General features: G+C 58.4%; 21 protein-coding genes. 10 read left to right on the top strand and 11 right to left on the bottom strand.

What is annotated here, in order from left to right; all coding sequences use genetic code 11:
- Positions 1 to 75: 75 nt before the first annotated feature.
- On the bottom strand, positions 76 to 1,113 hold the full coding sequence (locus BFP95_RS16110; RefSeq protein WP_065874984.1) for a patatin-like phospholipase family protein: 1,038 nt from the start codon (positions 1,111 to 1,113) through the stop codon (positions 76 to 78).
- A gap of 228 nt (positions 1,114 to 1,341) precedes the next feature.
- Here BFP95_RS16110 and BFP95_RS16105 point away from each other — a divergent pair, with 228 nt between their 5' ends.
- From BFP95_RS16105 to BFP95_RS16095, 3 genes are all read left to right on the top strand, one after another.
- Positions 1,342 to 1,620 (top strand): hypothetical protein, encoded by a 279-nt coding sequence (locus tag BFP95_RS16105; RefSeq protein WP_012722962.1) that lies wholly within the window; start codon positions 1,342 to 1,344, stop codon positions 1,618 to 1,620.
- A gap of 83 nt (positions 1,621 to 1,703) precedes the next feature.
- A complete protein-coding gene (locus tag BFP95_RS16100; protein ID WP_065874985.1) occupies positions 1,704 to 2,465 on the top strand; it encodes a CHAD domain-containing protein in 762 nt (253 codons plus the stop codon).
- Between the two features lie 91 nt (positions 2,466 to 2,556).
- The gene (locus BFP95_RS16095) at positions 2,557 to 3,354 is read left to right on the top strand and encodes an acyl-CoA thioesterase (protein WP_065874986.1); all 798 of its coding nucleotides are present in this window, start codon (positions 2,557 to 2,559) and stop codon (positions 3,352 to 3,354) included.
- Between the two features lie 2 nt (positions 3,355 to 3,356).
- On the opposite strand, the gene BFP95_RS16090 is transcribed toward BFP95_RS16095, so the two are convergent.
- From BFP95_RS16090 to BFP95_RS16070, 5 genes are all read right to left on the bottom strand, one after another.
- A complete protein-coding gene (locus BFP95_RS16090; protein WP_065874987.1) occupies positions 3,357 to 3,719 on the bottom strand; it encodes an Mpo1-like protein in 363 nt (120 codons plus the stop codon).
- 548 nt (positions 3,720 to 4,267) lie between these two features.
- A complete protein-coding gene (locus BFP95_RS16085) occupies positions 4,268 to 4,675 on the bottom strand; it encodes an Imm50 family immunity protein (RefSeq protein WP_065874988.1) in 408 nt (135 codons plus the stop codon).
- Between the two features lie 2 nt (positions 4,676 to 4,677).
- The gene (locus BFP95_RS16080; protein ID WP_065910404.1) at positions 4,678 to 8,994 is read right to left on the bottom strand and encodes an RHS repeat-associated core domain-containing protein; all 4,317 of its coding nucleotides are present in this window, start codon (positions 8,992 to 8,994) and stop codon (positions 4,678 to 4,680) included.
- Between the two features lie 198 nt (positions 8,995 to 9,192).
- Complete coding sequence (locus BFP95_RS16075; protein ID WP_065910403.1) at positions 9,193 to 10,674, bottom strand: methyl-accepting chemotaxis protein; 1,482 nt, start codon at positions 10,672 to 10,674, stop codon at positions 9,193 to 9,195.
- A 96-nt stretch (positions 10,675 to 10,770) separates the two neighbouring features.
- On the bottom strand, positions 10,771 to 11,577 hold the full coding sequence (locus BFP95_RS16070) for a TatD family hydrolase (RefSeq protein WP_065872750.1): 807 nt from the start codon (positions 11,575 to 11,577) through the stop codon (positions 10,771 to 10,773).
- 236 nt (positions 11,578 to 11,813) lie between these two features.
- On the opposite strand from BFP95_RS16070, the gene BFP95_RS16065 reads away from it, so the two are divergent.
- The 3 genes from BFP95_RS16065 to BFP95_RS16055 all read left to right on the top strand — a co-directional run bounded on the left by BFP95_RS16065 (position 11,814) and on the right by BFP95_RS16055 (position 14,332).
- Positions 11,814 to 13,235: a transglycosylase SLT domain-containing protein gene (locus BFP95_RS16065; protein WP_065910402.1), complete on the top strand. Its 1,422-nt coding sequence runs from the start codon at positions 11,814 to 11,816 to the stop codon at positions 13,233 to 13,235.
- A 103-nt stretch (positions 13,236 to 13,338) separates the two neighbouring features.
- Complete coding sequence (locus tag BFP95_RS16060; RefSeq protein ID WP_065910401.1) at positions 13,339 to 13,773, top strand: DoxX family protein; 435 nt, start codon at positions 13,339 to 13,341, stop codon at positions 13,771 to 13,773.
- Positions 13,774 to 14,023: 250 nt separating this feature from the next.
- Positions 14,024 to 14,332, top strand: a complete 309-nt coding sequence (locus BFP95_RS16055) for a hypothetical protein (RefSeq protein ID WP_065882405.1) — start codon at positions 14,024 to 14,026, stop codon at positions 14,330 to 14,332.
- Positions 14,333 to 14,336: 4 nt separating this feature from the next.
- Here the strand turns inward: BFP95_RS16055 and BFP95_RS16050 are convergent, their stop codons facing one another.
- From BFP95_RS16050 to BFP95_RS16040, 3 genes are read right to left on the bottom strand one after another with little or no spacing between them, the layout of a single operon-like run.
- Positions 14,337 to 16,067, bottom strand: coding sequence for a Gldg family protein (locus BFP95_RS16050; protein ID WP_065910400.1), 1,731 nt, complete (start codon positions 16,065 to 16,067; stop codon positions 14,337 to 14,339).
- Positions 16,068 to 16,082: 15 nt separating this feature from the next.
- The gene (locus tag BFP95_RS16045) at positions 16,083 to 16,808 is read right to left on the bottom strand and encodes an ABC transporter permease (protein ID WP_065872745.1); all 726 of its coding nucleotides are present in this window, start codon (positions 16,806 to 16,808) and stop codon (positions 16,083 to 16,085) included.
- A complete protein-coding gene (locus tag BFP95_RS16040; RefSeq protein ID WP_065910399.1) occupies positions 16,805 to 17,731 on the bottom strand; it encodes an ATP-binding cassette domain-containing protein in 927 nt (308 codons plus the stop codon). The genes BFP95_RS16045 and BFP95_RS16040 overlap by 4 nt, the downstream gene beginning before the upstream one ends.
- A gap of 220 nt (positions 17,732 to 17,951) precedes the next feature.
- On the opposite strand from BFP95_RS16040, the gene BFP95_RS16035 reads away from it, so the two are divergent.
- Positions 17,952 to 18,935 (top strand): hypothetical protein, encoded by a 984-nt coding sequence (locus tag BFP95_RS16035; protein WP_065882412.1) that lies wholly within the window; start codon positions 17,952 to 17,954, stop codon positions 18,933 to 18,935.
- Positions 18,936 to 19,048: 113 nt separating this feature from the next.
- Positions 19,049 to 19,522, top strand: a complete 474-nt coding sequence (gene greB / locus BFP95_RS16030; protein WP_065872762.1) for a transcription elongation factor GreB — start codon at positions 19,049 to 19,051, stop codon at positions 19,520 to 19,522.
- Between the two features lie 137 nt (positions 19,523 to 19,659).
- Here greB and BFP95_RS16025 read toward each other — a convergent pair whose 3' ends face one another.
- Complete coding sequence (locus BFP95_RS16025; protein ID WP_065882414.1) at positions 19,660 to 22,170, bottom strand: ABC transporter permease; 2,511 nt, start codon at positions 22,168 to 22,170, stop codon at positions 19,660 to 19,662.
- A complete protein-coding gene (locus BFP95_RS16020; RefSeq protein ID WP_005786391.1) occupies positions 22,170 to 22,853 on the bottom strand; it encodes an ABC transporter ATP-binding protein in 684 nt (227 codons plus the stop codon). Before BFP95_RS16020 ends, BFP95_RS16025 begins: the two co-directional genes overlap by 1 nt.
- A gap of 10 nt (positions 22,854 to 22,863) precedes the next feature.
- Between BFP95_RS16020 and BFP95_RS16015 the strand changes: the two genes are divergently transcribed.
- Both BFP95_RS16015 and BFP95_RS16010 read left to right on the top strand, forming a co-directional pair.
- Positions 22,864 to 23,469 carry an arylesterase gene (locus BFP95_RS16015; RefSeq protein WP_065872741.1) on the top strand — a complete coding sequence of 202 codons (606 nt, stop codon included), beginning with the start codon at positions 22,864 to 22,866 and terminating at the stop codon, positions 23,467 to 23,469.
- A gap of 58 nt (positions 23,470 to 23,527) precedes the next feature.
- The gene (locus BFP95_RS16010) at positions 23,528 to 23,821 is read left to right on the top strand and encodes a hypothetical protein (RefSeq protein WP_065872740.1); all 294 of its coding nucleotides are present in this window, start codon (positions 23,528 to 23,530) and stop codon (positions 23,819 to 23,821) included.
- Positions 23,822 to 23,870: the final 49 nt, after the last annotated feature.

Genomic DNA, 23,870 nt, shown 5'->3' with positions numbered 1-23,870 from the left:
GCTCCCACAGGGGCGTGCATTCCAAAGGTGGGAGCTGGCTTGCCTGCGATGGCGTCATCAGCAGCACCTTAACCCTCAACTCTGCTCACTCTCATACCGATCCAACGTATCACTGGCAATTTCCCTTCCCAGCGCAATCAACTCCGGCGCTTTGTAGAACTCGAAAAACCGGCACACCCGCTTCGGCACGTTGATCAGCACATCCGGCGGGTAGCCGGCAATCTTGTACTGCGCCAGCGAGGTTTGCATCACTTCGAAGCTCTGGTTGATCAAGTCGAGCAGCGACGCCGGGCCGACGTTATCGATGATGAACGAGCCGGTCGCTGACCTCGGTGCACCGGGTTTTTCCGGTGCGGCGGCGGGTTGTTGGGATTCCGGCTCGGCCGAGTCCAGCCACGGATTGATCTCTGCCGCTTGCGCCTCCAGTGCCTCTTGCTCCAGCTTCAGCAATTGTTCGGCCTGCTTGCGGCGAAACGGCAGGTGCGAACCGAGTGATTTCGCCAGGTTGTTGAAGCGACTCTTGAAGGCTGGCGGGCGTTGGATCACCGGCAATCGGTACTGCTTCTGGTTGGTGGCGTTGAGGTTGACCGCGATGATCAAGTCACAATGACTCGACACCACCGGCACGATGGGCAGCGGGTTGAGCAGGCCGCCGTCCACCAGCATGCGGTTGCCTTGCATCACCGGGGTGAACAGGCTGGGAATCGCCGCTGAAGCGCGCATGGCCTGGTGCAGGCAGCCTTCCTGGAACCAGATTTCCTGTTGGTTGGTCAGGTCGGTGGCGACGGCGGTGTAGGGGATTCGCAGTTCTTCGATATTGATCTCACCGACGATCTTGCGGATCTGCCCGAAGACCTTCTCGCCGCGAATCGCCCCCAGGCGAAAACTCACGTCGACCAGGCGCAGCACGTCGAGATAGTCGAGGCTTTCAATCCAGTTTCGATACTCCTCCAGCTTGCCGGCGGCGTAGATCCCGCCGACCACGGCCCCCATGGAACACCCGGCGACACAGGCGATGTCGTAGCCGCGCCGTTCGATTTCCTCGATAACCCCGATATGGGCGTAGCCCCGAGCTCCGCCGGAGCCCAGCACCAAGGCAACACGTTTTTTCATGGTCCAGGTCCTTCCCAATGCAGGTGCCCACAATGCACCCATTGAGGTGGCGGCTTCAATCTTCGCAAGGCATGTAATATTTTTCCTGAATACTCGCGGCGCTCGGGTATGCTCTGGGATGTTGGGGTATATAGGTACTATCGATTTCAGGCTAAGGATTAGGCACTTTTCCATGTAGGCAACGTCTACAACGTACGACTGTTTTTTCTTTATTTTGAGGTGTCATCGATGAAAGCCTGGATGTGTGTGCCTGTGATCGTGTTGGCCCTGGCCGGTTGTGCCGGTAAAACCGCGTACCGCGACAGCTGTGGCTCGCAATTGGACGCCGCCTGGAAAGAACTTGACCTGGCCAAGGCTGAAGGTTTTGCCGGCACGGTGAGCTACTCCAAGGCCTTGTCTTTGTTGACCGGCGCCAAAACCCAGCAACAATTTGAAGCCTTTGAAGGCTGCTCCAATAAAGCCGAGAAAGCGCGGTTCTATATTCGTGAGTCTCGCGCCGGGCGTTGACGCGTAGCAGCTGTCGAGTGCAACGAGGCTGCGTCGGCGGCCATGAGTTACCTGGGAATTTTCGTCGTCAGGGGGAGGAAGGGATGTCAGCTTTGGTCGATCAGTTAGTCGCTCAGGTCATTGGCCTGGAAGTAGGGTTACTGAGCTGCCAGGCTCGCCTCGCCGCCGTCACCGACGATGAAGCCTTGCATGACCTGCGCACCACCGTGCGCCGACTGCGCAGCCTGTTGCGCCCCCTGCGTGGGTTGCCAGGGGTTGAACAGCTTGAATCGGCCGCCAGCAGTGTGGGCCAGATGACAACGCCGCTACGCGACCGTGAGGTGCTGGCGGCGTATTTGCATCAGCATGGCCATCACGAGGCCGCTGACCGGCGCCTACGCCTGCAACCCGATGCCTATCGCCAGGTGGCACAAAGCCCGGAAGTTGCCCATTTGCTGCGGATACTCGACGCCTTCCCGCGTTTTATTCGTGCCTCTGAACACCAGAAACTGCTCAAAGGCCTGCGCCCACGTATCGAGAAGCGTCTGGCCAAGCAATGGCAGAAACTCGGTGAAGCCTTGAAAGACCCCGACCATGATCGCCACCGCCTGCGGTTGCTGATCAAGCGCGTGCGCTACGCGGCGGAAGCGTATCCCGAGCTGGACAAGTTGCCTGCCAACGCCATGTCACGCCTGAAAAAAGCCCAGGCTACCCTCGGGGATTGGCATGACTGCTGGCAGTGGTTGGCCCAGGCCGAGCACCAGGCAGACCTGCAACCTTGTGTTGCGGTATGGCATCGCACCATGGCCAAGGCGGAAGGGCAGGCCGATCGCGTGCTGGACAAACTCAGCGCCGATTGTTTCTGAGCCGGTCCGGCTTTTGGCCGGAATAGGCGCTGCACCTCATGGGGCCGATGATTAAGATCACCCATCTGTTCCTTCTGATGTGAGACGCGCCATGCGCTTTAGTGATTTGCTCGACGCCGCACGAAGCAACCCGCTGGATGTGACCATCCCCGCCGAATGGGCCCAGGGCCGCGCAACGTTTGGTGGGCTGGTCGCCGCATTGCAATACGAAGCCCTGCGCGCCCAGGTGCCAGCTGATCGGCCTTTACGATCACTGGCAATCACCTTTGTTGGCCCGGTCGCGCCGGACGTTTCTGCCAGTTATCAAGTCGAAGTGTTGCGCGAAGGCAAGGCCGTCAGCCAGTTGCTCGGCCGCGTAGTGCAGAACGGTGAAGTGGCGACACTGGTACAAGCCAGTTTCGGCGCCTCCCGTGAGTCGGAAATTGCTGTCGAGAGTGAAGCGCCGCCCGTGTTCAAACACTGGGACGAGTGTCAGGAACTGCCCTATATCAAGGGCGTTACCCCTGAATTCATGCGCCACCTGGCGATGCGCTGGAGTGTGGGCGGCTTGCCGTTTACCGGCAACAAATCCCGCGACATGGGCGGTTGGGTGCGTTTACGCGGGGATGTGAAAGAAGAGCCACTGACCGAGGCGCATATCCTCGCCCTGGTCGACGCCTGGCCGCCGGCCTTGCTGCCGCACCTGAAAAAGCCAGCGCCGGGCAGCACCCTGACCTGGACCATCGAGTTCATCCAACCCCTGCAGACTCTGAGCACCCTCGACTGGTGCCAGTACCACGTCACCATCGAACACGCCCGCGACGGCTACGGCCATGCCGCTGCCGCGTTATGGAGCCCGACCGGCGAATTGATCGCCATCAGCCGCCAGACCGTGGTGGTCTTCGCCTGACCTCAATGCCTGTGGCGCTGCTGCCAAGCGCGCCACCAGCTACCGCTCAATACAAAACGCGGAAAGGTCACGAACTGCTCAACCACCAGGCGTTGTACTGCGTCTTTACGATCACTGAACGGCTCACTGGCCTGGGCTTCCAGGCTATGGCCATGGCGCTGTAGCGCCAAGCCGGCCAGGATGCCGACAACGCCGACGGCAAAACTGGCCAGGCTCAGGCTGAATACCCCGGATACGATCAACAGGAACCCGACGATAAACAGCGGCACGGCAATCAGGTGCAACGCCAGGTTGGTCGGGTGCTGATGGTTTTGCGGGTAGCTGCGCCATTGCCAGGCGGGGAGATTGGGGTGACGTTTGCCCATGATGGTGAATCCTCTGTCCGTTGAAATAGCCTGGGCAGAGTTTAGGTGGGAGCGGCTGGGGCGGCGAATTGGGGCTAACTATGGGGGTCATAGAGCGCAATTGCCGCAAGCCACTTTATGCCCAAATTACGCAGTCATGGTCATCCAAGTGCACCAGAAAAGTGAGTTCGATATCGGCCACCCAAAATGGGTATCCGATCGATTCACCTAGGATGTCTGCAATGTCTTGGGAATTGCTGACCGTCCAAGCGCTGTACGTTGAGTCGAGCACTAATAGAATCAGTTTTTTTTAATGATGCGATGCTGTATTTCTTTCCAGAAGTCGGGTTGTGCTCGGTGCTTTTTTCGAACAGTTTGACCGGGTCGAGTATATCGCTTTCTGATTTGAAAAACTTTCTCGTCAGAGCGTGGATGAAAGTGGCAAGTTCGCTCGATTGCAGTTTCTAGAGCGGATATGCAGCTTTTTAAAGCTTGGCCTATTTCCTTTTCAAGGTGACTCAATACTCTGGTACCGTTTGGATGTGTGTTTGCGAGTTAAAACACTCGAACTATTTGAAGTAGTAGTCGTCCGGTCCGTTAATATAAACATTAGGATCTTTAAGTGAAATGAATTTTGCATTGAACTTTATGGAAGCGTTGTTGCTGACGGCTTCAAATGTGAAATAGTCACTATCTTTGTTGATGTTTACGGTAAATACCTCATGTGCAGGAATATTTGAAATTTTTAAGTCTTTGATTTCATAAAAAGTTAGACCTAATCTACACATGTTATACCCTTTATTCTTCCATTTTTCTGGTAAGTTATCTGGAAACTCGGGTATGTCGAAACCCATGCCAATACAAGGTTGGTCATTTTCTATCCTTATAGAAAAAAGAGCTATTTTTCCAATTTCAATAGAGGAGCTAAAAAGTTTGTTAAAAAATATGCTTCCATCTAAGTCATTCCAGTATTTCATGCTTATTTCCTGAATGGATAATGTTTTTTTGCTCCTTCGATATAACCTTTTCGAGGCTTGTCGATTGGCCGCAAATTGAAGTGCGAAGAGTGATCTCCAATGCTATCTACTCTACCGAATTTATGGCCCGCTGAGTGGTCTTGAATAAGGATTTTTGAACCATTTGATCTTGTAAATTGATATACCCTTGTGTCGATGGGCATACCGTTGTCATCCAGTATTCTTTTTTCATTTTTGTCCGTCATTTTTTCAATAGCGTATTGTTTGGTCTTTCCTGTGTCTGGGTCTACTACCATGTCCGGGCTCTGGCTCATTGGTATACCGGCATCTCTTTTCGCTCCTCTGAAAGCGCCTTTGCGTGAAATATCGGGTGCTTCTGGTTCATTCCATGTTTTACAGGCTGACGGGTATTTCCCTTTCGGCGGGCAGTTGGCGCTCAGCCCTAGCGGATCCACCCACCCAGTAGGATTTGGTACGTACTGGTAGGCATTGATCCCACCCGCGAGCTTCACCGGATCCGGTGTCAGGTAACGACCAATATCCGGATTGTAGTAGCGATGGCGGTTGTAGTGCAGTCTGCTTTCCGGGTCGAAGTATTGGCCCTGGAAGCGCAGCGGGTTGTCGATTTTATTGGCGTCGAGGCGGGTGATTTCGCCGTAGGCGCGGTAATGGGCGGACCAGACGACTTCACCGTTAGGGGCGGTGAGTTCTTGTGGTGTGCCAAGGTGGTCGAGTTGGTAGTAGTAGGGCTTTGTTTCTTTTGGGCCGAAACGTTCCTGTTCGCCTTGGGAGTGGTGGACGCGGGTGAGGCGGCTTAGCGGGTCGTAGTGGTAATGGCTTTCGCCTTTGCGGGTGTCGATGAGGCGGGTGAGGTTGCCGGATTTGTCGTAGTGGTATTGGCGCTGATATATCGCACCTTCGACGTCGCATAGGCCATGGTTGAACAAGCGTCCTTGTTCGTCGTATTGGTAGCTGCTGAGTAGACTTCCTTGGCCTCTTTGGTGTTCTCGACCCGTATCAAATCGGTGGGCGGTGAGCGTGCGGCCATTGAGCTCTACTTTCTCGAGTTGACCGCCTTTGCTGTGATTGAACACCAGGCGATTGTTGTCCGGCAAACGTAGGTTTTTAAGTTGGCCGCAGGCGTCGTAGCCATAACGCAGAGTGCCCCAGCCCTGGTGCTCGGCGGTGAGGCGGTTCTGGGGATCGTATTCGTAGGCCAGCGCCCAGTGGCCGTCGTCGACGCTGAGGAGGTTGCCTTGGCGGTCGTAGGCGTAATCGACGATGTTGCCGTCGGGTAGGGTTTTTCTTACGAGTCGTCCGGCGTGATCGCGCTCGTAGCGCGTGACTAGCTGACTGCCGTCGTCGCCGTGTTCGGTCTTTTCTTGCAGGTTGCCGTTCAGGTCATAAACGTAAGCGGTGCGCTGGCCGTCAAACCCGGTTTCCTGTTGGATCAGGCCATTGCTGTGGTACTGGAGCCGGTAAGTTTCGCCGACTTCGTTTTCGATTTCGGTCAGCAACAACCGCACGTTGTCGTAACGGTATTTGACCTGGGTGCCATCGGCGTTGATGCGGCGACTGATCAGGTGCAGGCCGTCGGCGTATTCGTAGCGGGTGATATTTCCCAGTTCATCGCGGTCGGAGGTGATTTTTCCGTAGGGGTTGTAGCTGTATTCCCGCGTTGCGCCGTCAGGCTGAGTCACTTTCAGCAAGCGGCCTGCTGCATCCCACTGATACTGAGTCAGCGCGCCATGTTCATCCTCACGCGCAACCTGCCGCCCCAGATCGTCATAGCGATAGCGCTTGATCCCGCCATTCGGCAACTGCTCTTCAAGCAACTGCCCACGTTCATTCCAAACCAGCTTCTGACAGCTGTGATCCGGATACCAAACCCCAACCAGCTGCCCATATTTGTTGTAGCTGTAGTCAGTAGCGTTGCCGTCAGGATCGGTCCTGCGCGTAACGTCGCCTTGGTCATTACGCTCATACTTCCAAACCGCTTCACCACGCCGCACAACCCGTACGAACCCATTCTCATGCTCGTAGGAAGTCGGCTCATCATCCCCCGGAAACAACGCCACCAATCGCCCAGCTTCGTCATACTGATACGCCGTCACCGCCCCCAGCGGATCCTGCTCAACCGTCAGCCGGCCTTTGTTATCGTAGGATTTGAAATGCTCAGCACCATCCGGATCCACCCGCTGCACCAGCCGCGCCCGCTGGTCATGCACGTAGACTTCCTGGCTGCCATCGGCGTTAAAAACCGTGACCTGCCCGTTGTCATCCCACACATACCGCGTGTCCATCTGCGAAAAGCTCGCCCAATGCCGGACACACCGCGCCGCCTTGCCAGACCGTTCCCATTCCCAAAAGAAACTCGCCCCACCGGCCAGTCCGCGCTCAAGAATGACGTGCTGATCGTCGTACCGATAAACCTCACTTTCGCCTACAGCGTTAGTCGCTGAAACCAACCGACCAGCAGCGTCATAGGCGTAGGAAACAACGTTCTGCTCCGTCACCCAGACAAATGGGCCTTCATCCACAGCCCGCTCAACCTGGTAATCCACCGCAACAATGCGGCCCGACGCGTAGCGCAAAAACAGCGAGCGTCCCACACCGTTGTCCAGCCGCTCGATCTGCCCCAGGTAGTTACGGAAAATGCGCAACCGGTTGTCATACGCATCGCTGATCGCTGTCAGCACACCGTCGCGAAAGTGGTAGAAACGCGACGCCTGAGCCAGCACCAGCTCATCAGGCAACGCCCCCAAGTAGATCGCCGCTTCGGCAAGGCTGTTGGTGATCGCGGGCCGAGAAGCAGATGGCAAGGGCAGGGTGGTGGAGCGATTCTCATGGTCTGACCACACCACCGAATCACCAGAAACCGCGAGCCGATGCGCCAGCGAGTGACTCCAGCCAAACCCCAGCCCGCAATCCACTTCCACCGCACTGGTGCGGTAAAACCGTGTCCACTCAAACGGCAAAATCCCATCGAGCGCACCATCGGTCAGTGTCAGCAGTTCCTCCCCGGTAACCATCGATACCGGGCAGCCATTGGTAGCGGTCTTATCCGAAGAGGCCGTCGCATCGCCAGCTGGGTTTTTCGCAACCGCAGGGGCATCGTCGATAGGTTCCTGTCGCACCAACACCGTCCGCTGGGCCTTGTCCCGAATCACCGGCACCGGGTTGGAAACCACCTGATTCCCAGCCTTCAACGGCACATCCGGAATCGTCCGGATCGGCGTCGCCGGGCTACCCACCAACAACGGCTTGGCCGCTTCAACATGCTGCTCCAAGCGCGGTTCGGCAAGCTGATCGGCCAGCATCTCCAGCCACTTACGCACCCGCCCGGACTTGATATGCCCCAGCACCTGCGCACCCAGGCGTATCTGCACCCCCATCCCCCGCGTCGCCCAGATCAAAAACAGATTGATCAGCACCTCGCCGGTAATCTCGCCCAGCAGTTCGTACATCTGCGGCGGCGGGAGCATGCGTATCCAGGCCACCATCGCTGACAAATAGATGAACAACAGCGGCTCATCGCTAAGCACCAGCAGCCCGTGGGCAATGGCGTCTTTGCCCAGTTTCAGCAATTCATCCAGCTCGGCTTGGGTGATGTACTGCAACAACTTCTCGCTGTTGGCCTTGAGGTCCGCCAATAGCTCGTAAAGCTGTGTGAAATTGTCCCAGAGGTTATAGAGCGCTTTACCAATCCCTGTTGAAAACGCCACGGCCTGCATCGCGCTGCGCTCGAGCGGCGCGGTATTGGCAAAGCGGCGCCATTGCGGCTTGAAGGTGGTTTTCCATTCATCACGCAGACGACCTTCCAACCCCGCGATCACCGACTGATAAGACGCATACAGCGCCTTGACGTGATCCTTGGAAACGTTGGGATAAAAAGTGATCTGGTAGTGCTGGTCGCGGGTGCAATCCTTGATTTCAAGAATGCCGCTGGGGCCAATGGTGTGATGGATCGGCGCGCCCATCGGGCTGCCATCAGGGGCAATCGCTTGCAGCATCACCGGCGTATTGCCGATGGGCACAAAGCGTGTGCTCTCGAACATATGCACCAAGGTCAACGCGCCCTGGGCTTTGCAGACGGCCACCGTGCGATTGGGTTTTTTGGAAGACGCCGGAGCGACGAGAGAAACCTCTTCCCCCACCTTGAACACCTGCTCGACTTCCAGCGAAGAGCCACTCCAGAAGCGCTCGGCCCATTCGTCGAAAGTGTTCAGGCAATCCCGAAAGTCACGAAGGACGCCTTCGACGTCGGGCGCTTTGGCATTCATCGGCGACAGGACAAACTTGCCAATGACCGGAATCAAGAGGCCGTCCAACGGGTCAGGGTGTTAACGGAGAAGTACATCGGCGGTCCCTCGCGCTGATTGATCAGGCGAGAGACTTTGGAGAGGTTGGTAGGGAAAAGAAGTCGGCGTTATTCGCCAGGATAGCTAGGAAGTTTCACCAAAACCTCGGGTAAACCGAGGCTTCGTTGTAGGCAAGGGATTACAGGCTGAACAGTCCTACAGCTTCAACTGCCCAATCGCTTTGCTCAGCTCCCCGGCCAAGGTCGCCAATTCATTGCTGGTAGTCGCCGAGTCCACGGTTTGCTGCACGGTGTTCTCAGTCACGTCTCGAATACTCACTACCGCGCGGTTCATCTCTTCGGCGACGTGGCTTTGCTGTTCGGCGGCGGCGGCGATCTGGGTGTTGCTTTCGCGCATCTGCGCCACGGCGCCGGTGATTTCGGCGAGTGCGGCGCCGGCTTCCTGGGCTTGCTGTACACAGTCGTCGGCCTTGAACGAGCTTTCCTGCATGAAGTCCACTGCGTCGCGGGTGCCGTCTTGCAGTGCCGAGACCATGCGGGTGATTTCGTCGGTGGAGTTTTGCACGCGTTTGGCCAGGTTGCGCACTTCGTCGGCAACCACGGCAAAGCCACGGCCCATTTCCCCGGCGCGGGCGGCTTCGATGGCGGCGTTGAGGGCGAGTAGGTTGGTCTGTTCGGCGATGCTATGGATCACGCTGACCACGCCGTTGATTTTCTGGCTGTCCTCGGCGAGTTTCTGGATCATTTCGGCAGTCTGTTGCACCCCCGTGGAGAGGCCTGCAATCGAGCGTTGCACGCGGGTGACCACTTCCTGGCCGCTGCCGGCTAGGGTGTCGGCGGTCTGCGACAGATCCCGGGTAGCGCCGGCATGTTGGGCAATGTGATGGACGGTGGCGGTCATCTCGTTAATGGCAGTGGCGGCCTGGTCGGTTTCACTTTGCTGGCCGAGCATGCCGCGCTGCACCTCGTTCATGCTGCTGGCCAGCCGCGCAGCACCCTCGTCCAGTTGCCGGGCGGTACGCGCCACGGTGTTGACCACGCGCTGGTAACCGGCCTGCATGGCGTTGAAGGCGCTGGCCATCTGGCCAACTTCATCCTTGCACGCCAAGGGCACGCGGGCGGACAGGTCGCCGGTTTTTTCCACGTGCAGCATCACGTCTTTTAGAGTGTTGAGCTGGCTGAGCAGGAAGCGGATCAGCAATTGCGAGGCGCCGAGCATTGCCAGCATCAGGATCAATACCGCCACCGCGTAGTTGGCGAAGCGTTCGGCGAACACCTGGCTCAAGCTGGGGGCGTAGGCGAGCACGGCGACGTGTTGCCCGTCGGGGCGGGCGATCACTTCGGCACCCATCAGTGGGTTTTCGCCAAAGAGGGGCATGTGATTGAGTTCGACCCAGCCGTTGGCGTTTCTCAGGGCTGACAGATCTTGATCGGCCAGTTGGGGGACTTGGCCACCTGCGAACGTCAGCCAAAGCTCTCCGTTGGGCGGCGTTTTGTCCGCCGGCCAGGCGCTGAGTAACCGCGCTTGCGCCTGCGCCGAGGCGTGTGACGCCGTGCTGCGGGCCTGTTGTTCAAGCTGCACGGCGTAGAGCACCAGCAGCAGCGTGGTAATGAAGGCGACCGCATTGACGGCCCAAAATTTGTACTTCAGCGAGATATTGCTAAGCCAGGCACCCATGGAAGGTTTTCTCTGATAGCGGAAACAGCATTGGCAAGGTGCCATTATTGTGCCGCTACTCAGGAAAACCGTTTTGACATGGGTCAATGCGCCGCATTAAGCGAGGGTGGGCAAGCCGAAAAAAGCGCGTGCGCTGGCGGTGCTGTGTTGGGCCAGGTCTTCCACGCTTTCGTTGCGATGCAGGGCGACTTCGCGCAGTACCTCCGGCAGATACGCGGGCTCGTTGCGACCATTTTTCGGTTTTGGGCGCAGTGTGCGTGGCAGCAAGTAGGGCGCGTCGCTTTCCAGCATCAGACGGCCTCGGGGAATTTCCCTGACAAGTGGATGCAGGTGCGTCCCACGGCGTTCGTCGCAGATCCAGCCGGTGATACCAATGTGCAAGTCGAGGTCGAGGTAGCTGAACAACGCCTGCTGTTCGCCGGTAAAGCAATGCACCACGGCGGCGGTGAGGTGGTCGCGGTAGCCTTTGAGGATCTCCAGCAGGCGCACGTTGGCGTCACGCTCGTGGAGGAACACTGGCAGTTTCAGCTCGACGGCCAGGGCCAGGTGTTCTTCCAATACTTTTTCCTGCTGGGGGCGGGGCGAGAAGTCGCGGTTGAAATCCAGCCCGCATTCGCCCACGGCACGCACGCGGCTTTCACCGAGCAATTCACGCAAGCGCTGGGCGCTGTCGCTGTTCCAGTCACTGGCAGAGTGGGGGTGAATACCGGCGGTGCTGAACAGGCGCTGGCCGCTTTCATCGAGTTTTACGCACAGCTCCAGGGCGTGTTCGCTGCCCTCGACGCTGGTGCCGGTGAGCACCAATTGTTGCACGCCGGCGGCATAGGCACGTTCGAGCACGGCCTGGTGCTTCTCGTCGAAACTGGGGTTGGTCAGGTTGACGCCGATATCAATGAGTTGCATGGTGCTATCTCCGCCTGCGGCCGGAAAGCATATCAGAGCTGTAGATTTATAAGAAAAACTAAGAACTACAACGAGTTATAGCTGTCTTTGAACGTCGCCAGTGACATTGGGTTGTGTCCAAAGCTTTGCCCTGTGTCACCGTTGCGCGCAAAGCCTGCGCTTATAGCGCTCTGTTTCTGACCCCACCACCTCGTTTTTCGCGAGGATGTTGGCCAGTATTCTTTTCCGGAGAGCGGATGATCCGACCCTCGGCGTTGCTTATGTTGTGCCTGACGCTGCTGTTGCCCATGGCCGCGGTTGCGCGCCTGGACGGGCCGCTGGAAGTGACCAAGCCCGGCAAGGTCCGCGATCTGGCGGAGATTCGCTCGAGCCGCACCCTGCGCGTATTGGTCAACCAGAGCCGTAACAGTTCAGGCGAGGTTCAGGGCCAGGCCATCGGTGTGGAATACCATCGTTTGCGCGCCTTCGAGCAATACCTCAACGGCCATGCCCGTGACGGCCAGGAAATCAACCTCAAGATCATTCCCAAGGCCAAGGACCAGTTGCTTGGCGCGCTGGCCCGTGGTGAAGGTGACCTGGTGGCGCCCGGTGAGTTGGTGGATGTAAAGGCCGCGCACAAGATCAGCACCAGCGATCCGATTGCCAGCGATGTGCCGCTGTGGCTGGTGGGCGTGAAAGGTGAGCGGCGCTTTACCAAGTTGGAGCAACTGTCCGGACGCACCCTGGCGCTGACCACCGGTAGTGCGGCGGCGGATGCCATCAGCCAGGTCAATCAGAAGCTGGCCCTGCACAAGCAGCCACCCATCAAGGTGGAATGGGTTGACCCGACCTTGGCCGTGGAAGATGTGCTGGAGATGGTCCAGGCTGGCATTTTCCACCTGACCATTGTCGAAAAGCCGATTGCCGAGCGCTGGTCGAAGATCCTGCCCAAGTTGCGTTTCGATAAACAAGTGGTCATCAGCGAGCCGGGCGACGAGTACTGGTTTGTGCGCCAGGATGCCTCGATGCTGCGGGCCAGCATTGATCTATTCCTCAAGACCTATCGAACCCCCGCAGACCAGGATGTGGCGTTTCAACGCATCTACCGTCGCCTCTACCAAGTACGCAACCCGCTGGCCCGCGTCGACCGCCAGCGCCTGGAAAAATTGCGCCCGGTGTTGCAGAAACACGCCCGCGAGCAGGGCATGGATTGGTTGAACCTTGCCGCGCTGGCCTTCAAGGAATCCGCGCTTGACCCTGGCGCACGCAACAGCGGCGGCCCCACCGGCCTGATGCAGATTACGCCCTCGGCGGCGCAGCGCGTGGGGGTCAACAATATCGAAAGTCTCGACAGTAATGTGCAGGCGGGTGCGCGCTACCTGGCGATGATCCGCCGCAAGTTCTTCGCCAGCCCCAAGCTCAATGAGCGCGAGCGCATGGCCTTTGTGCTGGCGGCGTACAACATGGGGCCAGAGCGGGTGCAGGGTATGCGCACGGAGGCCAAGCGCCGGGGGCTCAACCCCAACCAGTGGTTCTTCCAGGTTGAACGCATTGCCATGGAGCAAGTAGGCATGGGCGGCGTCAGCTATGTTAATAGCGTCAACAAGTACTATCTGGCGTTCGATCGGGAGCGGGAATCCCTGGAACCGCCAGCGCCGAAAATCGCTTCACGGAAGTAATCGATTTAATCGATATTAATCAGGCATTTTTTCGGCTTTTATCATTGTTTAAACTGATTAATATAGCGGCCAACCAACCCCTACTTTGAAAAGGATTATCACCATGAGCCCACTGATCAAAAGCGTCCTGTCCACCCGTGCCGGTTACGGCCTGACCATCCTGCGTATTATTGTCGGCATTATCTTCGCCGCCCACGGTTCGCAAAAACTCTTTGGCTGGTTTGGCGGCTACGGCCTGGCAGGCACTGCCCAGTGGATGGAAAGCATCGGCCTGGCGCCGGGTACGCTGATGGCGCTGCTGTCGGGGGGGACCGAGTTCTTCGCCGGCCTGGCACTGATCATTGGCCTGCTGGCGCGTCCGGCGGCACTCGGCTTGACCATCCTGACGCTGGTGGCGATCTTCTCGGTGCATATCCATAACGGTCTGTTCATGGCCAACAACGGTTATGAGTTCGCACTGGCCTTGCTCGGCGGCACCCTGGCGGTGTTGTTGGAAGGGGCGGGCAAACTGTCTGCCGACCGCGCTATCGCCGACTGATCGTTCTGCAAAACCTTGAATCGGCCCGCCATGTGCGGGCCTTTTCGTTGCTCGGGATTGTTGACATCGCCCCACCGGCTTCTCTAGGATGCCGTTCATGCGCCGATTTAAACAGCTAATTGCGGGGCGCCATGGGTGATCGCTATCGGTCCCGACAGAAGCATGTTCCATGCTTCGAAATTCCGCTAAAGCGCTGGTTCGGTGTTGCCTCTCACCTGCCCGCAGACTTTTGAGGCAGAGACACGACACGATGAATGCACTACGCCCCCTGATACGCCTGGCCCCGATCACCGCGGACCTGACTCAACGCAATCCTAAAATTCTCCTTGGCGGCAAGCACCAGCCTACGCTCTTGCGTTACTTGGATGGCTGGCCGCGCCGTACTGGCCGACCCTCAGCGTTCCTGATCCAGTTTGTCGAAGATGGCGATTCCCTTGCGCGTTTTGCCAGCAACAGCTTTGACCTCGCGGTCATCCAGGCCCCGAGTGCCAGCGACGCCGCAGAAGTCATCCGCCAATTGACCCGCATCGCTCGACAAGGGCTGATCGCCCGACGTTAATCGTTTAGTGAATCAGGCTGCCAGCGTGCAGCCGACGACGGCGATGACCCCGGAAGACCCCCCAGGCGATCAGGCATAACGTCAGCGGAATGGCAAACGTCACGACCAGTTTTATCGCCAGTTCCAGGTGACGCACCTGGGCATAGGCTTTGCGTTGCAAGGCATGCAGCTCCATGGGCAAGCGCAGGCGTTCCTTGTTGAGTGCTTGCAACTGGGTGGTGGTGTCCACCGCCTGGGTGCCGAGGGCAGTGGTCCACGGGATCAGCCGTTGCCATTCCTGCTCCGTTCGTTGCAGGCGTCGTTCCAGTTCGCTGGCCTTCGAGCGATAGGCGTGCTTCGCGACCTCGTGCATGCGCTCCAGCACTGTCGGCTCCCGTTCCTGCGGCACGCGAGGGCGAATTGCGGCGAGTGTGTCGGGGGCGGACAGGTTGTCCAATGTATTCAAGACAAACAACGCGTTGCTGTCAGGTGCCGAATTGCTGACCTTGTCCGTGAGCAAGTCGGTGTCAGCAATGACCACGACATGTATCTGCGCTGCTTTCTGCACACCGGGCGGCTGCCCCTTGAGGCCATCCGGAAAGACAGAATAGCTCGGCCCCTCGATACGTGCGGCGATCACATGACGCCGCTCTTGGCCCGACGCCTGTTCAATCAATGAGTCGACCGTGGTAGCGCGGGTGAAGCTATTGGCATCCAGCAGCACCGATTGCTCGGAGCTGTGCAGGAGAGGGGTGAAGGTCGTGCGACTTTTACTCATTCGTGAGAGAGCGCCACTGCTCGATACCGTCACCCTGTTGAGGTTCCAGGTGCTGATATCGTTTGTGTTCATCGCCTGCCGAGGCAGGTTCAATCGGACCTGAGTGGGCGCCCCTGGCGTTTCCCAAGGCGTATAGAGGTCGTCGGCCAGCAGCTTGTCCGCTGGCATCTGGATACCCCAGGCAGCCAGTAATTGGTCCACTAGAGTGTTGGCAGGGGCAGCGTTTGAGCGTTGCTCGCTCAAGGGGTCAATAAACATCATCAATCTGCCGCCCCTCAATACAAATTGTTCAATCCCATACAGCGTTCGCTCAGATAACGCCTGTGGGTGCACAACCATCAGCGTTTTTATACGCTCGGGGACGTGCGCGGCAGTCGACTCCAGGTTGACCAGATCAAATTCACGTCGTAGATCCTGCAACAGCCGACCTGCAGCTTCGTCCATCGCCAGCCCCGACAGCAGTGCAATGACCGGGCGCTCCGGGTGCTGCAACTTATAGAGCAGGTGGCTGATTTCATACTCGAGCAAGGGCTCCCGGTCGAGGCTGAAGGAACCGATACGGCGCACACTGTGACCGGCGCGGGTGCCGATAAGGCCGAGAAACCCAGCGTTGTGGTCGAGTCCGGATAGCCGGGCTTTATAGGCGTCCTCGGAAAAAGGTGCAGGTTCAATAAGGTGCAGGTTAATCATGCCATTGGCCGTTTTTTCGTACTCCTTGAGCAGTTCCTCTACACGCTTGCTGTAGCGTTGCACGGCGTAGTTTCTTTTCGGGTCGTTGTTCGAGTTGAAGTAATACAGGTCGACGGGGCTTTCCAGTGTGGCAACTAGATGTTGTGCTGAAGACGATAAAGTGTGAACTTTTTGTTGAGAAAGATCCCACTGGATATCAGGAAGTTTACCTATCCAAACCAGATTGAACGCCAGGAAAAGCAACAAGGTGACGGTGAGTGTCATGCCGGTGCGCAGAGTGGACCGCATTAAGGGTTTCCCTTCTCAGCTGTGTTTGTAGTTGAGTGTGACGGTCGCCGCAGCGAGAAAGGCGAGGATCATGCTAATGAAGTAAAGCGTGTCGCGAAGTGTAAGTTTTCCATCATCGATACTGCTGAATCGTAAAGCCGGGCTGAGTGTGGCCAGGCTGTCGATCAACCCTATCGGGGCTTGGTGCTCAAGCGCATCCAATACACTAGAGAGTCCACTGGCGGTCAGCAGCAAGCCCAGGGTCAGTACGAAAATGACAGTGCGCTGGCTTACAAATGTGCAAATAAAGCAACCAGCGGACAGGTAGCTGCCCGCGAGCAGCCAACTCGCCAAAAATTGTGAAGCGATAACGCTGTTGTCCGCTCTGCCCAAGTAGTTGGCAATAATGACGAGAGGAAACATCAGGAGCAGCGTTGTACCTGCGACGAGCCAGGCGGCGAGGAATTTCCCGATAACCCATTCAAATGTCGTGATGGGCATGGTTTTCATCACGCCGAAAAAACCTGCATTGGCTTCATCCGACCATAGTTGCGTGGCCAGGGCGGGAATCAACAATAAGTACAGCCAGGGATGGAACTGGAAAAAGACCTGCAAGTCGCCGCTGTTTTGTTCCGGCCACGAGCTTATGTACATGCCCAATGTGACTGACAGTATCAGGAAGATCGCAATGTTCAGGTAAATACTGGGTGTGCAGGCAAAGCTGGCAAGTTGACGCTTTAAAATGACAGGCAATAGTTTCAAAGAGACGCCTCCTGGCTCAGTTGGTGGACTACATCATTGAGGCGACCTGGTTCCAGATTCAGTGAGTTGATTTTCCAGCGACGACTGGCAATCAGCGTGTTGATATGGGGATAGATGGTGTGCCCCGGCATCGCGAGAACGGTCACCGTGCCGGGTGCATGCCGATGCTCCTCGATGCCTGCCACGCCTGGCAGTACGGCGAGGGCCAGCAGATCCAACGGGGTGTCCGCAGCAAGTGTGACGGCCTGGAAGTGACGGGAGTCGCGCTGTAGATCGGGCAGTGGGGTATCGGCCACCAGGCGACCGCCGGCTATGACCAGTGCGCGTGTACACAATTCGGACAATTCATCGCAGTGACGAGAGGCGATGATCACTGTCATTTCTTGCGTCAGTGATTGGATAAGCGCCCTGAATGTATGTTTCTGATCAGGTGCGAGCCCTTCGGTTGGTTCATCCAGCAGTAACAGGGCTGGACCATGCAGGATGGCTTGGGCAATAGCGACTTTGCGTTTCCAGGCAATGGAGAGCGCGTCGAGGGGGGCATTGAGCGCCGGAAACAGTTCCAGTCGTGCAACAACGTGTTCCAACCGTGCGCGCTTTTCGGCGCCGTGGAGGCCGCGAACGGCCGCGATGAAGCCAAGGAATGTGTTGACGGACATTGTTGGATGGCCGAGGTCTTTGGACAGTTGGTAGCCGACGAGTTTTTTCGCGTTAAGTGCATGGGTTTGAGTATTGAAGCCCTGGATATTTATATAACCGCTGGACGGCTGCGTCGAACCGGCTATTAGATTGAGCAGGGCTGTTTTGACCGTATGATCTTCTCCGAATAAACCCAGGCATTCTTGTGAATGGGCGCTAAATGAAAAGTCGCTAATTATAGTTGTGTTACCCGTGTGTTTTGTCAGATTGCTTATTTCGATCATTTTTTTACCGAATAAGTTTGGCATGACGTAGGGGGCGTGAAAAAAGGGTACGGGTAATGACTGTTTTTGGGAACGCCGATAACTATTAATAAGACAAGTCCTACGTGCGCGGCAGTCAAGCCACTGAAACAATGTGTCGTGTTTTAAAAGCGTCCAATTTTTGAATGTTTATTTGTTGTTTATATAAACTTTCTGCCCCGCATAATGAGGCCTGAATGCCATGATGCTGCTACGTACCCTTGTGCTTGAACGCGACGGTCAAGATGCTCCAGTTAACGGTGCACTGCTCTGTGGGTTTGCTGTAGGTCAGACGGCCTCCAACTTTCTTGTTTACAGTTTGGATGAGGAGGTAGAGCCGGGAAGTTCCAGGGTCTATATCGCGGGCTTGCGTAAGAAACTTGACCGGTATTTCCTGGGCGGGGTCGAGTCCAAGGAAGACTTGCAGGTGGCCTTACATGTGTTTAAGCAAATACTGACATTGGCCGCTTCGGGGGTTAAGGCGGGCGGCGTTACTGAGACCCAGGTGCCCTATCATTTTGTCGATTTGAAAGGTTGCAAGCTGCCGCCCGCCAGGCCCGAGGATCATCACTCGGTGATTATCAAGAAAGCGCTTGTGATGAAAGTGATCACCCTGGGCATGTCGGCCTCGACACTGCCGGCTATCGAAAGTGCTTCATTGATTGTGCCGTCCATTCGTTTTTCGTCACAAATGAGCTCCCCGGTCAAAGGGGCAGGCCCCTCAGACCCACCCCGGCCGACGCATGAACACCTGGTTGAGGAGCCCCTGCCAGCTTCCGTCGAAACGCCCGTGATCATTGCGCCGCAGCCACCTGCAATCCCACCTCCACCCGTCGCGCCGGCGCAACCGCAACCCCCTGCGTCAGGTGAACACAGTACGTTGTTCGAGGTGGACAGTACGTTGACCAACCTTGCCCGTGTCGCCCAGGAGCTGACCCAGCAAAAACTCGCGGCAATCGAGCAGGAGGCCGCACTTGAGCAGTGGCAGGCGCGGTTGCAGCAGGGGCAAACCCAGTTGGATGAGAAGGTTCGAGAACTGGAACAACGCACCGCTCAACTGCATGATCAGTCGCTTGCGGTCAGCCAGAGGACCGAAGCCCTGAAGGTGATGACGTCGCAGGTGGCGGGCCTGCGGCAAAGCCTGAGAGGCATGCTGCTTGAGCTGGATCGGGCGTTGGATAGCTAGACTGGCCTGGCTACTTTCCCGGGTTCATTTATCATCAACGCCAGCCAGCCAACGCCCGGGCTTGAAACCCAGGCGTATCGGCACCTATGGACATTGCCTGGGGATGCAAGCGTTTGAGTACCAAGCTGATTACCAAAGAAGGCCATGAAGCGCTGAAGAAGGAGCTGGATTACCTCTGGCGTGAGAAGCGCCCGGACACCACGCGCAAAGTGACCTGGGCGGCCTCGCTGGGGGACCGCAGCGAAAACGCCGATTACCAGTACAACAAGAAGTTGCTGCGCGAGATCGACCGTCGCGTGCGCTACCTGCGCAAGCGCCTGGAAGACATGCGTGTGGTGGAGTACATGCCCGAGCAGGAGGGCAAGGTGTTTTTTGGCGCCTGGGTGGACATCGAAAATGAACAGGGCGAGACCAAGCGTTTTCGTATCGTCGGCTATGACGAGATCTATGAACGGATGGACTACATCTCCATCGACTCACCCATGGCCCGTGCGCTGCTGCGCAAGGAAGTAGACGACGAGGCCCTCGTGCAGACCCCGAGTGGTGAAGTGTGCTGGTGGATCACCGGGATCGAGTATGTGAAGTGAGCGGGGCTCCGAAAACACTAGAGATCACATGTGGGAGCTGTCGAGCTTCAGCGACGCTGCGATGCAGGCGCTGCGGTCTGGCAAAGACCGCGCGGTGATCCCTTCGCCGCGTTGCTAAAGCTCTCCCACACGGCGCTTCAACCTTCGCGCAATACAGTCAGCGGGCTGGCGTTCAGTGCACGACGGGTGCCAAACACACCGGCACCGCCGATCAGCACGGCGCCAATCACCGGCAGCAACAGCAACCATGGGTGAGGCTGCCAGGCCAGGTCAAATGCATAGCGGTACAGCACAAAGGTCACCAGTTCGGTCCCCAGTGCCGCCAACAGGCCACTGACGGCACCCAGCAAGCCGAACTCGATACGCCTGGCCTTGACCAGCAGCTTGCGTTCGGCACCCAGTGCGCGCAACAGCGCGCCTTGGCGGATACGTTCGTCGAGCGTGGCCTGCAGGCCCGAGAACAACACCGCCATCCCCGCTGCCAGGACAAACAGCAGTACGTACTCCACCGCCAGGGTCACTTGGGCGAGGATGCTGCGCAACTGCTCCAGCAGTGCCTCGACCTGCAGGATGGTTACCGCCGGGAACGCCCGGGACAGGTCGACGATTTGCTGGTCATGCCCGGGTGCCAGGTAGAAGCTGGTCAGGTAGGTGGCCGGCAGGTCCTTCAAGGTGCCTGGCTGGAAAATCATGAAGAAGTTGGGCTGGAAGTTATCCCAGTTGATGGTCCGCAGGCTGGTCACCCGCGCTTCACGATTTTCGCCGCCCACCGTGAACACCAAGTGGTCATTGAGCTTGAGCTTGAGGCTTTCCGCTACCTTGGCTTCTACGGAGACCCCAGGGATTTCATCGGTGGGTTGCTGTGACCACCATGAGCCCGCCGTCAGGGCATTACCCGGTGGCAGGTCGGCAGCCCAGGTCAGGCTCAGGTCGCGTTGTACCGCGCGATCGCCGCTTGAATCCTTGCTGACGATTTCCTGTACTGGCTCGCCGTTGATACTGATCAGGCGACCCGGCACCACCGGGTACAGCGGCGCGGATTGCGCTTGCAGTTCCAGCAGGCGGTCGCCAAAGGCATCCTTGTCGGCCGGCAGGATATTCAAGGCGAAATAGTTGGGCGCGTCCTTGGGCAACTGGTTTTGCCAGGTGTCGAGCAACTCGCCACGCAGCAGGGCGATCAAGCCCATGGACAGCAGGATCAAGCCAAACGCCAGGGATTGTCCGGCCGCCGCTAACGGGTGGCGCAGCAATTGGCCCAGGCCCAGGCGCCACGGCAGGGAGGCGCGTGCCAGCAGGCGGCGCAGGCTTTGCAACAGCAGCAGGAGCAGGCCGCCGAGGACCAGTGCAGCCACCACGCCACCGCCCAGCAGGGCGAAGGTCAGCACCAGGTCGAGGCTCAGGCGCCACATGATCAGGCCCAATGCAAACAGTGCCGCGCCGTAGACCATCCAGGTACTGGAGGGAATCGGCAGCAGGTCGCGACGCAATACCCTTAGCGGGGGGACACGACCCAGGGCGGCCAAGGGCGGCAGGGCGAAACCGGCGAGGGCGACCAGGCCGGTGCCGATTCCCGCAATTGCCGGTAACAGCCCGCCGGGTGGAACGTCCGCAGGCAGCAGGTCATGGAGAAAGTAAAACAGGCCAAACTGCGCCAGCCAGCCGAGCAGGGCGCCGGTCAGGCTCGCCAGCAGCCCCAGTACGCTCAGTTGCAAACTGAACAGCAACATGGCTTCGCGCCGTGACAATCCCAGGCAGCGCAGCAAGGCACTGGCGTCAAAACGCCGGGTGGCGAAGCGATTGGCCGACAGCGCCACGGCCACACCGGCCAGCAGCACTGCGACCAGGCTGGCCATGTTCAGGTAGCGCTCGGCTTTGCCCAGCGCGCCGCCGATCTGTTGGTTGCCGTCCCGTGAGTCCTGCAGCCGCTGGTTGGCGGCGAGTCCTGGCTTAATCAGGTCACGATAGGTTTGCAGCGCCGTGCTGCCCTGTGGCCCGCGCCACAGTTCGCGGTAGCTGACACGGCTGCCGGGCTGTACGACACCGGTAGCGTCCAGGTCCGACAGGTTGATCATCACCCTGGGCGTAAGGCTGTAGAAGTTGCCGGCGCGGTCCGGCTCATAGGTGAGCACGCGGGCCAGGCGCAGGGTTTTCCTACCCACATCAATGCTGTCGCCGACCTTGAGGTCCAGTGCTGTCAGCAGCCGGGCTTCAACCCAGGCTTCCCCGGGTTTGGGCTCGCCGCCAGGGGTCTCCTCACCGAAGGGCGCAGCAGCGCTTTTCAGTTCGCCGCGCAGCGGGTACTGCTCGTTGACCGCCTTGATGCTGGAGAGCTGGATGCCGTTATCAGTGGCTATAACGCTGGAGAACTCCACCACGCGAGCGTGATCGAGGCCCAGTTCGGTGCCGGACTGGATTTGCTCGGGGCGGGCCGGCGAGCTGCCTTCCAGCACCAGGTCGGCGCCCAAAAACTCGGTGGCGCGCAACAACATGGCGCCATTGAGGCGAGCGCCGAAGTAGCCGATGGCGGTACTGGCGGCCACGGCCACCAACAGGGCGAAGAACAACACACGCAATTCGCCAGCGCGGGCATCGCGCAGCAATTGGCGCATGGCAAGGCTGAACAGGCGCAACAGCGGCAAACGTGCCATCAAGGCTCCAGGGGCGCGACCATCAGGCCGGCTTCAAGGCGGATCAGGCGTCGGCAACGGTGGGCCAGGCGCTCGTCGTGGGTGACCAGCACCAGGGTCGTGCCGCTCTCTTTATTGAGCTCGAACAGCAGGTCGCTGATGCGCTCGCCGGTGTGGCTGTCGAGGTTGCCGGTAGGTTCGTCGGCAAACAGCACGTCCGGCTCGGCGGCAAAGGCGCGGGCAATCGCCACGCGTTGTTGCTCGCCACCGGAGAGTTGGCGGGGTGAGTGGGTCAGGCGTTGGCCCAGGCCGACACGTTCGAGCAGGTGCCGGGCGCGCTCGCGGGCGTCTTTGCGGCCGTCCAGCTCCAAGGGCAGCATGACGTTCTCCAGCGCGTTGAGGCTGTCGAGCAGTTGGAAGGACTGGAACACGAACCCTACGTGCTCGGCACGGATGCGCGCGCGCTGGTCTTCGTCCAGGGTGCTCAAGGCTTGGCCGGCGAGGGTGACTTCGCCGCTGCTGGGCAGGTCGAGGCCAGCCAGCAGGCCGAGGAGGGTGGATTTGCCGGAACCGGAGCTGCCGACGATAGCCAGGCTATCGCCCTTGTTCAGTTCCAGGCTCAGTTCGTGCAGGATAGTCAGTTCACCTTCCGCGCTGGGAACCACTTTGCTAAGGTTCCGCGCGGTGAGAATGCTTGCGCCCATGGAGAATCCGATGCGAATGTGGTTTTTGAGTGCTGGCCTGGCCTTGATGTGCATGGCCCAGAACGCAGCGGCGGGTACAGTCCTGATCGTTGGCGATAGTATCAGTGCCGGTTTCGGCCTGGATACCCGCAAGGGGTGGGTTGCCCTGCTGGAGCAACGGCTCAAGCAGGAAGGTTTCGACGATAAAGTGATCAACGCCTCCATCAGCGGGGATACCAGTGCCGGGGGCTTGGCGCGGCTGCCGGCGGCGCTTGCAGAGCATAAGCCGGACGTGGTGGTGATCGAGTTGGGCGGCAATGATGGATTGCGTGGGCAACCCCCGGCGCAATTGAAACAAAATCTTGCGTCGATGATTGACCAGTCCAAGGCCGGTGGTGCCAAGGTGTTGTTGTTGGGGATGCAATTACCGCCCAATTATGGCCCGCGCTACACCACGGCATTTGCCGAAGTCTATGGTGTGTTGGCCAAGGAAAAAAACGTCCCGCTGGTACCGTTTTTCCTCGATGGCGTGGGCGGTCATCCGGAGCTGATGCAGGCGGATCAACTGCACCCGGCGGTCGGCGCCCAGGGCAAGTTGCTGGAAAATGTCTGGCCGACGCTAAAACCGCTGCTTTGACGCTTTTCTACCGGCAGTCTTTCGGCTAAGGTGGCGCCCCCCCGATTTGGAGCCCCTGATGTCGCGTCCCGCCTGGTCCCTGTTTAATTACCAACTGATCGAGCCGGATGAGCAGCTGGATCTGTTCGCCTGCCAGGAAGTGCGGGTGCATCTGGTGACGCGTCAACTGGAACTGGGCGGTACCATCGATCGCACGCTGTGCGGCACGCTATTGCCGGCGCAACCGCGTTGGTCGCGGGTTGATCGCTCGATCTTCCAGGACCAGCGACTGTGCCCCTTGTGTCGTGCGATCCTGGAATCCCAGAAGCGCGGTACGCCGCCGATCTGGCCGGAGCTGCGTTTCGAGCTGTAAGGGGCAGCTAGAAGCGCGCTTCACGTATACAATCGATCTTTACCTCCCC

The sequence above is a fragment of the Pseudomonas sp. 58 R 12 genome (assembly GCF_900005865.1).
In the GTDB taxonomy this organism is placed as follows: domain Bacteria; phylum Pseudomonadota; class Gammaproteobacteria; order Pseudomonadales; family Pseudomonadaceae; genus Aquipseudomonas; species Aquipseudomonas tritici.
Note: the sequence above shows the minus strand (reverse complement) of the source record. Positions and strands in the feature narration are given on the sequence as shown.